At 69.1% G+C, this 12,751-nt stretch carries 14 protein-coding genes; 10 read left to right on the top strand and 4 right to left on the bottom strand.

Annotated features, from left to right (window positions below):
- Positions 1-353: 353 nt before the first annotated feature.
- Both EWH70_RS34910 and EWH70_RS34905 read right to left on the bottom strand, forming a co-directional pair.
- Positions 354-926 carry a cob(I)yrinic acid a,c-diamide adenosyltransferase gene (locus tag EWH70_RS34910; protein ID WP_130479876.1) on the bottom strand — a complete coding sequence of 191 codons (573 nt, stop codon included), beginning with the start codon at positions 924-926 and terminating at the stop codon, positions 354-356.
- A gap of 9 nt (positions 927-935) precedes the next feature.
- Positions 936-1,595, bottom strand: coding sequence for a glycoside hydrolase family 75 protein (locus tag EWH70_RS34905; RefSeq protein WP_130479875.1), 660 nt, complete (start codon positions 1,593-1,595; stop codon positions 936-938).
- 127 nt (positions 1,596-1,722) lie between these two features.
- On the opposite strand from EWH70_RS34905, the gene murA reads away from it, so the two are divergent.
- Both murA and EWH70_RS34895 read left to right on the top strand, forming a co-directional pair.
- Entirely contained in the window at positions 1,723-2,997 is a 1,275-nt protein-coding gene (gene murA / locus EWH70_RS34900) for a UDP-N-acetylglucosamine 1-carboxyvinyltransferase (protein WP_130479874.1), read from the top strand.
- Between the two features lie 69 nt (positions 2,998-3,066).
- A complete protein-coding gene (locus EWH70_RS34895) occupies positions 3,067-3,474 on the top strand; it encodes a pyridoxamine 5'-phosphate oxidase family protein (RefSeq protein ID WP_130479873.1) in 408 nt (135 codons plus the stop codon).
- A 152-nt stretch (positions 3,475-3,626) separates the two neighbouring features.
- On the opposite strand, the gene EWH70_RS34890 is transcribed toward EWH70_RS34895, so the two are convergent.
- Positions 3,627-4,250, bottom strand: a complete 624-nt coding sequence (locus tag EWH70_RS34890) for a LysE family translocator (protein WP_130479872.1) — start codon at positions 4,248-4,250, stop codon at positions 3,627-3,629.
- Between the two features lie 142 nt (positions 4,251-4,392).
- On the opposite strand from EWH70_RS34890, the gene EWH70_RS34885 reads away from it, so the two are divergent.
- The 7 genes from EWH70_RS34885 to EWH70_RS34855 all read left to right on the top strand — a co-directional run bounded on the left by EWH70_RS34885 (position 4,393) and on the right by EWH70_RS34855 (position 11,081).
- Entirely contained in the window at positions 4,393-6,462 is a 2,070-nt protein-coding gene (locus tag EWH70_RS34885) for a protein meaA (protein WP_205669393.1), read from the top strand.
- 240 nt (positions 6,463-6,702) lie between these two features.
- The gene (ehuB, locus tag EWH70_RS34880) at positions 6,703-7,599 is read left to right on the top strand and encodes an ectoine/hydroxyectoine ABC transporter substrate-binding protein EhuB (protein ID WP_130479870.1); all 897 of its coding nucleotides are present in this window, start codon (positions 6,703-6,705) and stop codon (positions 7,597-7,599) included.
- A 9-nt stretch (positions 7,600-7,608) separates the two neighbouring features.
- Positions 7,609-8,334, top strand: coding sequence for an ectoine/hydroxyectoine ABC transporter permease subunit EhuC (ehuC, locus tag EWH70_RS34875; protein ID WP_130479869.1), 726 nt, complete (start codon positions 7,609-7,611; stop codon positions 8,332-8,334).
- Positions 8,334-8,990: an ectoine/hydroxyectoine ABC transporter permease subunit EhuD gene (gene ehuD, locus EWH70_RS34870; protein WP_130479868.1), complete on the top strand. Its 657-nt coding sequence runs from the start codon at positions 8,334-8,336 to the stop codon at positions 8,988-8,990. The genes ehuC and ehuD overlap by 1 nt, the downstream gene beginning before the upstream one ends.
- A 1-nt stretch (position 8,991) precedes the next feature.
- On the top strand, positions 8,992-9,756 hold the full coding sequence (gene ehuA / locus EWH70_RS34865) for an ectoine/hydroxyectoine ABC transporter ATP-binding protein EhuA (RefSeq protein ID WP_130479883.1): 765 nt from the start codon (positions 8,992-8,994) through the stop codon (positions 9,754-9,756).
- On the top strand, positions 9,753-10,283 hold the full coding sequence (locus tag EWH70_RS34860) for a GNAT family N-acetyltransferase (RefSeq protein WP_130479867.1): 531 nt from the start codon (positions 9,753-9,755) through the stop codon (positions 10,281-10,283). The genes ehuA and EWH70_RS34860 overlap by 4 nt, the downstream gene beginning before the upstream one ends.
- Positions 10,284-10,307: 24 nt before the next feature.
- A complete protein-coding gene (locus tag EWH70_RS34855) occupies positions 10,308-11,081 on the top strand; it encodes an enoyl-CoA hydratase-related protein (RefSeq protein ID WP_130479866.1) in 774 nt (257 codons plus the stop codon).
- A 379-nt stretch (positions 11,082-11,460) separates the two neighbouring features.
- Here EWH70_RS34855 and EWH70_RS34850 read toward each other — a convergent pair whose 3' ends face one another.
- Positions 11,461-11,988: an NUDIX domain-containing protein gene (locus EWH70_RS34850; protein WP_240687391.1), complete on the bottom strand. Its 528-nt coding sequence runs from the start codon at positions 11,986-11,988 to the stop codon at positions 11,461-11,463.
- Between the two features lie 70 nt (positions 11,989-12,058).
- Between EWH70_RS34850 and nucS the strand changes: the two genes are divergently transcribed.
- The gene (gene nucS / locus EWH70_RS34845; protein WP_165436549.1) at positions 12,059-12,718 is read left to right on the top strand and encodes an endonuclease NucS; all 660 of its coding nucleotides are present in this window, start codon (positions 12,059-12,061) and stop codon (positions 12,716-12,718) included.
- The last annotated feature ends 33 nt before the right edge of the window (positions 12,719-12,751 follow it).

Genomic DNA, 12,751 nt, shown 5'->3' with positions numbered 1-12,751 from the left:
AACAACAATCCCAGGTCAGAGGGCATCTGCGTGTCTACGACACGATCAATTCGTCATCATCATCGGTGGATCCAGGTTCTTCGCTAGTAAAGCTCCCTTGCTCACGCCCGGCGCCCGACTTTGCCGGGGTCCTGACGTGAGACGTGGTGAAGGTGGCCTTCACGAGCTTGCGCGGCCTCACCAGTCACATGCGGCCCAGCGGCCCCAGTCGCCACCACGAAAGAGATCCAGCAAAGTCCCCCAATGTGGCATTGGGGAACTTGAACTCCCCCAATGCCACATTGGGGGCGCACAGCACCCGAACCCTGCCGCGGCCCTGACGTCTCACGTAATGAAGGGGACCTTCACGAGCTTCAGGCGTCGCCGCCGGGGCGCCAGAGGACGTCACCGTCCGGGTTGGCGACCCTGGCCAGGATGAACAGCAGGTCGGACAGCCGGTTCAGGTACTTCACCGCGAGCGCGTTCGTGTGCTCCTCGTCGGCCTCCACCAGGGCCCAGCCCGCCCGTTCGGCCCGCCGGGCGACGGTCCGCGCCTGGTGCAGGAACGCGGCCCCGGCCGTCCCGCCGGGCAGGATGAACGAGGTCAGCTTCGGCAGCCGCTCGTTGAACTCGTCGCACCAGGCCTCCAACCGCTCGATGTAGCGCTCGGTGATGCGCAGCGGCGGGTACGGCGGGTCGGGGACCACCGGGGCACACAGGTCGGCGCCGACGTCGAACAGGTCGTTCTGTACCGCCCGCAGGACAACGGCGACGTCCTCGGCCAGCCCGCCGGCGGCCAGCGCCACGCCGATGACCGAGTTGGTCTCGTCGACGTCGGCGTAGGCGGCCAGCCGGGGATCGGTCTTGGGCACCCTCGACCCGTCCCCGAGCGCGGTGGTGCCGCTGTCGCCGACCCTGGTGTACACGCGGTTGATCCGAACGACCATGCCCTCACACTAACCGTTTCCGACGAAGCGATTCGCCGCCGACTCACCCAGCGTGACGGCCTTGCGGTTGTCCTCGATCGGGCTGGCCTTGACGCCGGGGAACAGGATGAAGTCCACGACCCGCCCGGACACCCCGCCGGTCTTCGGGTTCGGGTCGATGCCGAGCTGCTGGGCGAGCTTGTACGAGCCTTCGCCGATCATGTTGACCGGCCCGGAGTCGCCGACGACGGCGTAGGCGACTCGGTTGCCGTAGACCACGGCGGCCACCGTGCCGCCGGTGATGTTGTGGTTGTTGAAGTTCCACGTGCTGTTCGCGCTCGGCACGACGATGAACGGCAGCGCGGCCGAGTTCAGGTGCTTGCCGTCGGACTGCTGCCAGTGCGTCTCCGGCTGGAACCAGGGGTCGGTGTTCTTGTTGCACTGCGCGGTGACCTGACCGTCGCAGTCGATGTCGAAGTCCGACTTCCAGTGCACGGCCGAGCCGGTCGAGCACACCGGGATGGTCCTCGCCCCGCCCGAGTCCTCGGAGAACTTGCCGTTGGAGATCTGCTTGGCGCAGCTGGCGGCCCGGCGCAGCTGGTCTGCGCTCGGTCCGGCGGCGACGGCGGGCGGGGCCAGCAGCGTGGTGGCGGCGATGGCGCAGACGGCGAGCAAGGCACGCTTCGGCATGTCGATCTCCTTCGTTGGAGCCCTCCAGTTGGTCAGTTGATAACAGGCTTCCCTATTTCCGGACAGCCGCCGTTCCGGCGGGACCTGCCCGGAGGCGCCAAGTGCCTTCCCGGCAGAATTGGCCGCCATGAGCGAGCACTTCAACGTGCACGGCGGCGCGCGGCTGGTCGGCGAGGTCGACGTGGTCGGCGCCAAGAACAGCGTGCTGAAGCTGATGGCCGCGGCGCTGCTGGCCGAAGGCACCACCACGATCACCAACTGCCCGCAGATCCTCGACGTCCCGCTGATGGCCGACGTGCTGCGCAGCGTCGGCTGCACGGTCGAGCTGGACGCCGACGTCGCCACCATCACCACCCCGGCCGAGCTGTCCCACCGGGCCGACTCGGCGGCGATGGGCAAGTTGCGTGCGTCGGTGTGCGTGCTCGGCCCACTGGTGGGACGGCTGCGCAAGGCCGTCGTCGCGCTGCCCGGCGGCGACGCCATCGGCCAGCGCCCGCTGGACATGCACCAGAACGGCCTGCGCAAGCTGGGCGCGACCAGCACGATCGAGCACGGCTGTGTCGTCGCCGAAGCTGAGGGCTTGCACGGGGCGCAGATCTGGCTGGACTTCCCCAGCGTCGGCGCCACGGAGAACATCCTGATGGCGGCCGTGCTCGCCGAGGGCACCACCGTGATCGACAACGCCGCCCGCGAGCCGGAGCTGGTCGACATCTGCACGATGCTGACCGAGATGGGCGCCAAGATCGAGGGCGCGGGGACGTCGACGCTGACCGTGCACGGCGTCGACCGGCTGCACCCCACCGAGCACCGGGTGATCGGTGACCGGATCGTGGGCGCGACGTGGGCGTTCGCCGCCGCCATGACCCGTGGCGACATCACCGTCAACGGTGTCAACCCCCATCACCTGGACCTGGTGCTTGACAAGCTGCGGCTGGCCGGTGCCGAGGTGACCACGTTCGACGACAAGGGCTTCCGCGTGGTGCAGGCCGACCGGCCGACCGCCGTGGACTTCGTGACCCTGCCCTACCCGGGCTTCGCCACCGACCTGCAGCCGTTCGCGGTCGCGCTGTCGGCGGTCGCCGACGGGACGTCGATGATCACCGAGAACGTCTACGAGGCGCGGTTCCGCTTCATCGAGGAGATGGTCCGGCTGTCCGCGGACGCCCGTACCGACGGCCACCACGCCGTCGTGCGGGGCGTGGAGAAGCTGTCGAGCGCGCCGGTGTGGGCCTCGGACATCCGGGCGGGTGCCGGGCTGGTGCTGGCCGGGCTGTGCGCGGACGGCGTCACCGAGGTGTGGGACGTCTTCCACATCGACCGTGGTTACCCGCACTTCGTGGAGAACCTCAACCGGCTCGGCGCGCGGATCGAGCGGGTGGCAGGCGAGCCCGACCGGTCGTGAAATAAAACGTCGTCGCCCGCGGGTTGTCGAGGTCAGTACCGCCGACACGAAAGGGCCGACATGCCGAAGATGACCAGCGAAGAGCGCGAGGCGTTCCTGGCGGAACTGCACGTGGGGGTGGTCGCGGTCGAGCGGCCCGATCGCGCGCCGCTGGCTGTGCCGATCTGGTACGGCTACGAGCCGGGCGGCGACGTGCTGCTGTGGACCGAGCGCGGGTCCGTCAAGGAAAAGCTGATCACCGCCGCGCGGCGGTTCGCCATCACCGCGCAGGTCGAGCAGCCGCCGTACCGCTACGTCACGGCCGAGGGGCCGGTCACCTCCATCGAGCCGGCGACGGACGAGATCGTGCGAGCCATCGCCGTTCGCTACCTCGGTGAGGAAGAGGGCAACGCGTTCACCGACGAGAACTTCGGGTCGACCTCGGTGATCATCCGCATGCGCCCGGAGCGCTGGCTGTCCACGGACTACTCGAAATAACTGCCCTCGCTCCGCTCGGGCGCGGTCGGGCCCCCTGAGTCGGCGTCTTCCCTCCTCGCCCGTCGCTCGCTGCGCGAGCTTTGGGGCTCGTCAGTCCAGACGCCGACGGGCCCGACCGGCGCGGTGCTGGTCGGGCATACGTCTCACGTTCGCTACTCCACGGCCAGGAGCGTCCCGAAGCCGATGAGGGCGCTGCCGGTGACGGCGTCGAGCGTGCGCCGTACCCGGCGGCGCCGCAGCCACTCCCGGACGCGGTGCACGAACACCATCAGCAACAGCAGCCACAGGAAGCCCAGGATGCCGACGGTGTACGCGAGCAGCAGGGCGTCCCAGGTCGTCGTCGTGGCCGGGTTGAGGAACTGCGGCAGCACCGACAGGTAGAGCACGAGCACCTTGGGGTTGGTGACGTTGGACAGGAACCCCTCACGGAACCGGCGGAAGGCACGCCTGCGGTCGCGCGCGGTGTCCTCCGGCGGGGCGTACTCGCCCTTCCACGCGCCGCGCAGCGCCTGGAACCCGAGGTAGCAGAGGTAGGCGACGCCCAGCCAGCGCAGCGTGTGGAACAGCGGCTGCGAGTCGACGATGAGCACGCTGAGGCCGAGCGCCGCGGCGCTGCCCTGCACGAGATTGCCCGCGAGGATGCCCGCGTTGGCCATCAGGGCGCCGCGGAAGCCACCGGCGAGGGCGTTCTTCAGCATGACCATGGTGTCCGGCCCCGGCGCCAGCACGACCAGGACCACGACGACCAGGTAGCTGCCGTACACACTCCACGTCACGCCTAGCGACCCTAACGGGCGACCAGCCCGCGGGGCACGCGGATTTCGGTCACAGACCTCCCGGCGCGCGGTGTGTCCGGTTCCACCCGGCCGGCGATGTTACCCGCGAGTACAATCCCAGGGGACGCCGGGAGGTGCACCAATGCCCTATCCAACGGACCGCGAGCGTGACCGACCCTGGGTGATGCGCACGTACGCCGGGCACTCCTCGGCGGCGGCGTCCAACGAGCTGTACCGCCGCAACCTCGCCAAAGGGCAGACCGGCCTCTCGGTCGCGTTCGACCTGCCCACTCAGACCGGCTACGACCCCGACCACCAGCTCGCCCGCGGCGAGGTCGGCAAGGTCGGCGTGCCGGTGGCCCACCTCGGTGACATGCGCAGGCTGTTCGAGGGCATCCCGCTGGCCGAGGCCAACACCTCGATGACCATCAACGCCCCGGCCATGTGGCTGCTCGCGCTGTACGTGACCGTCGCCGAGGAGCAGGCCCGTGCCGAGGGCCGCGACACCGCCGACCTGCTGGCCACGCTGTCCGGCACCACGCAGAACGACATCATCAAGGAGTACCTGTCCCGCGGCACCTACATCTTCCCGCCGGGCCCCAGCCTGCGGCTGATCACCGACACGATCGCGTGGACCGTGCACCACATGCCGCGCTGGAACCCGATCAACATCTGCAGCTACCACCTGCAGGAGGCCGGTGCGACACCGGTGCAGGAGGTGGCCTACGCGCTGTGCACCGCGATCGCCGTGCTCGACGCCGTCCGTGACTCGGGTCAGGTCGAGCCCGAGCACATGGGCAAGGTGGTCGCGCGCATCTCGTTCTTCGTCAACGCCGGCGTCCGGTTCGTCGAGGAAATGTGCAAGATGCGGGCGTTCAGCGCGCTGTGGGACGAGATCACCCGCGACCGCTACGGCGTGGCGGACCCAAAGGCACGCAGGCTGCGTTACGGCGTCCAGGTCAACTCGCTCGGCCTCACCGAGGCCCAGCCGGAGAACAACGTCCAGCGCATCGTCCTGGAGATGCTCGGCGTCTCGCTGTCGCGTGGCTCGCGGGCGCGCGCCATCCAGCTGCCTGCCTGGAACGAGGCGCTTGGCCTGCCGCGGCCCTGGGACCAGCAGTGGGCGCTGCGGATGCAGCAGGTGCTGGCCTACGAGACCGACCTGCTGGAGTACGAGGACATCTTCGACGGCTCGAAGGTCGTCGAGGCCCGGGTCGGCGAGATCGTCGAGGGCGCCCGTGCCGAGATCGACCGCGTCCAGCAGCTCGGCGGCGCCGTCGCGGCCGTGGAGAGCGGCTACATGAAGTCGCAGCTGGTGACGTCGTTCGCGGAGTACCGCAGGCGGATGGAGTCCGGCGAGCAGATCCTGGTCGGGGTCAACAAGTTCGACACCACCGAGCCCAGCCCGCTGCAGGCCGAGGGGGCGAAGGCGATCCTCACCGTCGACCCGGTCGCGGAGAAGGAGGCCGTCGCCGCCGTCGAGGAGTGGCGCAACAACCGCCGCGACGCAGGCGAGGTCGGGCGCGCGCTGGAGACGCTACGGGCCGTCGCGGGCACCACGGGGAACCTGTTCGACGCCACGCTGGCCTGCGCGCGGGCGGGGGTCACGACGGGTGAGTGGTCGGGCGCGTTGCGGGAGGTGTTCGGCGAGTACCGGGCGCCGACCGGGGTGTCGGCGACCGCGTCCGTCGTGGAGCCGGGCGGGCAGCTGGACCGGGTGCGGGAGCGCGTCCGCGCCACCGGTGACGAGCTGGGCGAACGGCTGCGCATCCTGGTCGGCAAGCCCGGGCTCGACGGCCACTCCAACGGCGCCGAGCAGGTCGCCGTGCGGGCCCGCGACGCCGGCTTCGAGGTGGTCTACCAGGGCATCCGGCTCACGCCGGAGCAGATCGTCGCCGCCGCGGTGCAGGAGGGTGTGCACGTCATCGGGCTGTCCGTGCTGTCCGGCTCGCATCTGGAGGTCGTGCCCGAGGTTGTCGACGGCCTGCGGGCCGCCGGCGCCGCCGACGTGCCGGTGATCGTCGGCGGGATCATCCCGCCGGAGGACGCCGCCCTGCTGACCGACCGCGGGATCGCGCGGGTGTTCACGCCCAAGAACTACGAGCTGACCGAGATCATGGACGAGATCGTCACGGTGATCAGGGAGGCACATGGACTAGTGCCCAGCACCGGAAGTCCGCTGTCCAATTCGCCGGGCCCAGCTTCCCGCTGACGGCGTCGCCGGTCCGCCCGAGTACGGTCCAGTACGAGGACGAACCGGCGCCTTGCCAGCGGCAACCTGTGCTCGCCGACTTGGGCACCGGACCTCCGGTGCAGGACACTAGGCCGGATGGCCTAGAAACGATCACCATCCGGTAACGGAGAGTGGTTGATTTTCAACTTCTTTTGACCCGCTCGTGTGCGCCGCCTACGTTTCGTCCGTAACGAGGGCAAATCGAAAAGGGGTGCGGTCATGGCGCACGGTGAATGGACGCGACGCGATTTCTTCCGCCGCTCGGCTGTGATGGGGGCGGTAGCGGTCGGCGGTCCGACCCTGCTGGCGGCCTGCGAGAGCACGGGCGGAGGCGGGGACACCCTGCAGGCCGCCAAGGATGCCAAGACGATCAAGATCGGCATCGCCAACGAGGCTCCGTACGGCTTCACCGACCAGTCGGGACGGGTCACCGGTGAGGCGCCCGAGGTGGCACGCGCCGTGTTCAAGGCGCTGGGTATCGACAACGCCCAGCCCACCGCCGTTCCGTTCGACCAGCTCATCCCGGCCCTGAACGCCAAGCAGTTCGACGTCGTGTCCGCGGGCATGAACATCACCGCGAAGCGCTGCGAGGCCGCGGCGTTCTCCATCCCGGACTACTCCGCGCTCACCGCTTTGCTGGTGCCCAAGGGCAATCCGCAGCAGATCCTCAAGCTGGAGGACGTCGCGGCCAAGAAGGTCAAGGTCGCCGTGCTGTCGGCCGCGGTGGAGAAGGGCTACCTCACCAGCGCCGGTGTCGCCGAGGACCAGATCCAGACCCTGGACAGCCAGGACAACATGCTCCGGTCCGTTGTGGACGGACGGGTCTACGCCGCCGTGCTGACCGACATCTCGCTCAAGGACCTGGTGAAGAAGAATCCGGGCTCCGCCGTCGAGGTCACGCCGGGCTTCGAGCCGGTGGAGAACGGCAAGCCCGTGGTGTCCGCCGGTGGCTTCGTGTTCCGCAAGGAGGACAACTCGCTGCGCGAGGCGTTCAACGCGGAGCTGAAGAAGCTGCACGAGAGCGGCCAGTGGGTGCAGATCACCGCCCCGTTCGGCTTCACGCAGGCCAACCTGCCCAAGCCGGACGTCACCACCGAGCGGCTCTGCGGCGCGTAGGGCACGGTCGTGCCGGACAACTTCTCCCATGTTTTCTCGTCCATCCTCAGTGGACTGCAGGCGACCGTCTGGGCTGCGGTCGGCGGGATCGCGCTGACGATCGTGCTGGCCTTCGTCGCGGGGCTGGGCCTGCTGGCGCGGTCGAGGATCGTGCGGGGCATCGCCAGGGTGTACGTGGAGGTCTTCCGCGGCACCTCGGAGATGGTGCAGCTGTTCTGGCTGTTCTTCGTGCTGCCCGCGCTGGTCGGGTTCAAGCTGGTGCCGCTGTTCGCGGGCATCCTGGTGCTGGGCCTCAACCATGGTGCCTACGGCGCGGAGATCGTGCGTGGCGCGGTGCGGTCGGTGCCGAAGGCGCAGCACGAGGGCGCGCTGGCGCTGAACTTCACGCCCGCGCAGCGGATGTTCCGGGTGCTGCTGCCGCAGGCCGTCGTGGAGATGATCCCGCCGTTCAACAACCTGTTCATCCAGCTGCTGAAGAGCACCGCGCTGCTGTCGTTCATCACCGCGGGCGAGATCACGCAGCAGGGCGAGCTGCTGCGGCCGGTGTACGGCAGTGACATCGCCTGGATCTACGGCACGGAGCTGGTGTTCTACCTGCTGCTGGCCGTTCTGATCACGCTGGTGATGCGCTGGCTGGAACGGATCACCGCGGCGAGGCTCGGGCGGACGCCGCCGAAGCGCAAGCGGTTGTACAGCGGCGGGAAGGCCCCGGAGTCGGCGGGGGTGTCGGTCTGATGGACTGGGACTGGGAAGCCGCGTTCGACTCACTGCCCACGCTGCTGGAGGGCCTGCTCGTCACGGTCGAGGTGACGGTGCTGGGGTCGCTGCTGGCCTACGTCGCGGGGCTCGTCCTCGCCGTGGTGCGGCAGGCCAGGGTGCCGGTGCTCGATCAGGTGCTGTGGGCGGTGATCGAGTTCATCCGCAGCACGCCGCTGCTGGTGCAGGTGTTCGCGTTCTACTACCTGATCCAGCCCGCGCTGGGAATGAAGCTGTCGCCGTTCGTCACCGGCGTGATCGCGCTCGGCGTGCACTACGCCTGCTACACCTCGGAGGTCTACCGCGCCGGCATCGAGGCCGTCCCGAAGGGACAGTGGGAGGCGGCGACGGCACTGAGCCTGCCGCGCCGTCGCGTGTGGACGGGGATCATCCTGCCGCAGGCGGTGCCGAGGGTGGTTCCGGCGCTGGGCAACTACACGATCTCCATGTTCAAGGAGGTCCCGCTGCTGCTCGGGATCGGTCTGCTCGACGTGTTGAACCGCGCCAAGGAGGTGGGTGCCGAGACCTTCCGGGTCATCGAGCCCTACACCATGGCGGGTGTGTTGTTCCTGCTGGTGAGTCTGCCGGCGTCGATTCTGGTGCGGAGGATGGAGCGTCGTGTCGGCCAACTCTGAGATGATCAGGTTCGACCGTGTGGTCAAGCGCTACGGCGATCACGTCGTGTTGCGGGAGCTGGATTTCACCGTCGCGCCGGGCGAGTTCGTCACGCTGATCGGCCCCAGCGGGTCGGGGAAGACCACGATCCTGCGGCTGCTGATGACGCTGGAACGGATCGACGGCGGGAAGATCTCCGTCGACGGCGAGTGCCTGACCCACATGACCAGGGGCGGCAGGGAAGTCCCCGCCGACGAGAAGCACCAGCGGGCCGTCCGCAAGCGGATCGGCATGGTGTTCCAGCAGTTCAACCTGTTCCCGAACATGCGGGTGCTGCAGAACCTGACCGAGGCTCCGATCCGGACCCTCGGACTGTCCAAAGAGGAAGCCGAGTCCCGCGCGCGGGAGCTGCTGGAGATGGTCGGCCTGTCCGACAAGGCCGACGCCCATCCCACGCAGCTGTCCGGCGGTCAGCAGCAGCGGGTGGCCATCGCCAGGGCGCTGGCGATGCGCCCGGACGTCCTGCTGCTGGACGAGGTGACTTCGGCACTGGACCCCGAGCTGGTCGCCGGGGTTCTCGCGCTGCTGAAGGAGATCGCGTCGACCACGGACATCACCATCCTGTGCGTGACGCACGAGATGGAGTTCGCGCGCAACGTCTCCGACCGGGTGCTGATGTTCGACCAGGGCCAGATCGTCGAGGACGCCCCGCCCGCGAAACTGTTCAGCGAGCCCGAGCACTCGCGTACCCAGGAGTTCCTGCGGGCCGTGCTGGAGCGGGCGTGACGCTGACCGGGAAGCTCGTGCGGCTGCGCGCTCTGGAACCGGCGGATGCCGAGGCGTTGCACCGGTGGAACGAGGATTCGGAGGTCGGCCGGTGGATGATCAACGGCTACCCGACGTCGCTGGCGCAGGTCGTGAAGCGCTGCGAGGAGCGGGCACCCAACACCTACGGTGAGCTGGCCCTGTGTGTCGAGACGCTGGCCGAGAGGCGGCCGATCGGCGTGATCGGGCTGAGCGGGGCGGAGCCGGAGTCCGGCCGGGCCTGGCTGGACGTCTACATCGGCGAGCCGGACTTCCGCGGTGGCGGCTACGGCACGGACGCCGTGCGGGTGCTCTGCCGCTACGGGTTCGACCAGATGCGGTTGCACGGCATCAGCCTGTGGGTCGTCGCGGAGAACACCGGGGCGATCCACGTCTACCGCAAGCTGGGCTTCGTCGAGGAGGGCAGGCAGCGGGAGGCCTTCCGCCGCGACGGCAAGTGGTACGACCAGGTCCTGATGGGCCTGCTGGACGGCGAGTTGGTCGACTGACCGCCCGCGGGCTACCGTCGGGGCATGGGCGAGTACGAACACCTCCTCGTCGAGCACGAGGCCGAGACGGTGACCATCACGATGAACCGGCCGGCCCGGCGCAACTCGCTGTCCGAGGAGCACCTGGCCGAGCTGCTGGCCGCCTTCCGGGCGGCGGGGGAGTCCGACGCCACCGGCGTCGTCCTCGCGGGCGCGGGGCCGGTGTTCTCCGCCGGCCACGACTTCGGTGATGTCGCCGCGCGCGACCTGACCGGGGTACGGCAACTGCTGCGGCTGTGCACCGACGTCATGCAGACCATCCAGAGCGTTCCGCAGGTCGTCCTGGCCAGGGTGCACGGGCTGGCGACGGCCGCGGGCTGTCAGCTGGTGGCTTCCTGTGACCTGGCGGTGGCGGCCGAGTCGGCCGGGTTCGCGCTGCCCGGCGGCAAGGGCGGGTGGTTCTGCCACACCCCGGCGGTGCCGGTGGCCAGGGCCGTCGGGCGCAAGCGGCTGATGGAGCTGGCCCTGACCGGTGACCCGATCGACGCCGCGACGGCGCTGGACTGGGGTCTGGTGAACCGGGTCGTCCCGGACGCCGAGCTGGACACCGCGGTCGCCGCCCTGCTGGAGCGGGCCACGCGGGGCAGCCGCGCCAGCAAGGCGCTGGGCAAGCAGACGCTGTACGCCCAGCTGGACCGGCCGGAGGCCGACGCCTACGCGATCGCGCTGGAGGTCATGGCCGCGGCGTCCCAGCTCCCCGGTGCCCGCGAGGGCATGGCCGCCTTCCTGGAGAAGCGCAAGCCCGACTGGCCGGACTGACGCCCCGGCCCGAGAAGCGCCGGACTATGCCGTGAACGGCAAAGTCCGGGGGTGCTGTGCGCCCCCAATGTGGCATTGGGGGAGTTGAAGTTCCCCAATGCCACATTGGGGGAGTTTGCTGGGTCTCTTTCGTGGTGGCGGCTGGGTCTGCTGGGCCGGGTGTGACTGGTGAGGCCGCAACCGCGGGGCGGGATGTTCGTGAAGGCCACCTTCATCACGTGAGACGACAGAAACTCGGCCTTCACACCGAACACCGGCATCGAGATCACCACACCAGCCCCACCAGTCACACCCGTAAGGCAGCAAGGGCGCTTTACTACCCTTCTTCGCTAGTAAAGCTCCCTTGCTCACACCTGGCGGCCGACTTCGCCGGGGCCCGTCACCGTTCCCGGAGCAGCAGCAGGGTGTAGGCGGCCAGCGTCTGCGCGTCGGTGATGACGCCCTCGCGCACCATCCGCTCGAACTCCGCCCTGGTGAACCACGCGGTCCGCATGTCCTGCTCCTCGACCTCCCGCTGCGGCGGGCCCTCGGTCAGGCCGGTCGCCAGGTAGACCCGGCCCTGCTGGCTGGTCAGGCCGGGCGCGAGGTCGAGACCGCCGATGTCGACCATCGACTCCGCCCGCAGCCCGGTCTCCTCACGCAGTTCGCGTGCGGCCAGCACGGCGGGGTCGACGTCGGCCCGCTCCGGCGCGGTGCCCTGGACGAACTCCCACGCCCGCTTGCCGACCGGGTAGCGGAACTGCTCGACCAGGTGCAGCCGGTCGCCGTCGGCCGGGATGACCAGGGCGAACGTCGGCTTGTCCACCACGCCGTAGATGCCGTCGGAGCCGTCCGCCCTGCGGATGGCGTCCTCCCGCACGACCATCCAGTTGTTCCGGTAGATCTCCTTGGACCCGAGTCGCTCGATCACGGGACCAACAGTAGGTGCAGCGGGGTGTCCTCCACCGGGGCGCACCGCTGTCTTCTACCCTCGCCGGGTGCGTCTCGTGATCGCTCGTTGCCAGGTCGACTACGCCGGCCGACTGACCGCCCACCTGCCCATGGCCACCCGGCTGCTGCTCGTCAAGGCCGACGGATCGGTGTCCGTCCACTCCGACGACCGGGCCTACAAGCCGCTGAACTGGATGAGCCCGCCGTGCTGGCTGATCGAGGACAGAGACATCTGGACGGTGCAGAACAAAGCCGGCGAGAAGCTCGTGATCAGCATCGAGGAGGTGCTGCACGACTCCAGTCACGAACTGGGCGCCGAGCCGGGCCTGCAGAAGGACGGGGTGGAGGCTCACCTCCAGGAGCTGCTGGCCGAGCACATCACCACACTCGGCGACGGCTACTCGCTCGTCCGCAGGGAGTACCCGACGGCGATCGGGCCGGTGGACATCCTCGCGCGCGACGCCGAGGGCAGCGCCGTCGCGGTCGAGATCAAGCGTCGTGGCGAGATCGATGGCGTCGAGCAACTGACTCGTTATCTGGAGTTGTTGAATCGTGATCCCTTGCTCGCTCCGGTACAGGGTGTGTTCGCCGCGCAGCTGATTCGGCCGCAGGCGCGGACGCTCGCGGAGGACCGCGGGATCCGGTGCGTGACCTTGGATTACGACAAGCTCAGGGGCACCGAGTCGGACGAATTCAGACTTTTTTAACTACTTCGGATCGGCAGGGGGTCAAAGCCCGAC

The sequence above is a fragment of the Amycolatopsis suaedae genome (assembly GCF_004214935.1).
Lineage (GTDB): Bacteria > Actinomycetota > Actinomycetes > Mycobacteriales > Pseudonocardiaceae > Amycolatopsis > Amycolatopsis suaedae.
The sequence above is the reverse complement of the archived record's forward strand: the minus strand, read 5'-3'. Positions and strand labels throughout refer to the sequence as shown.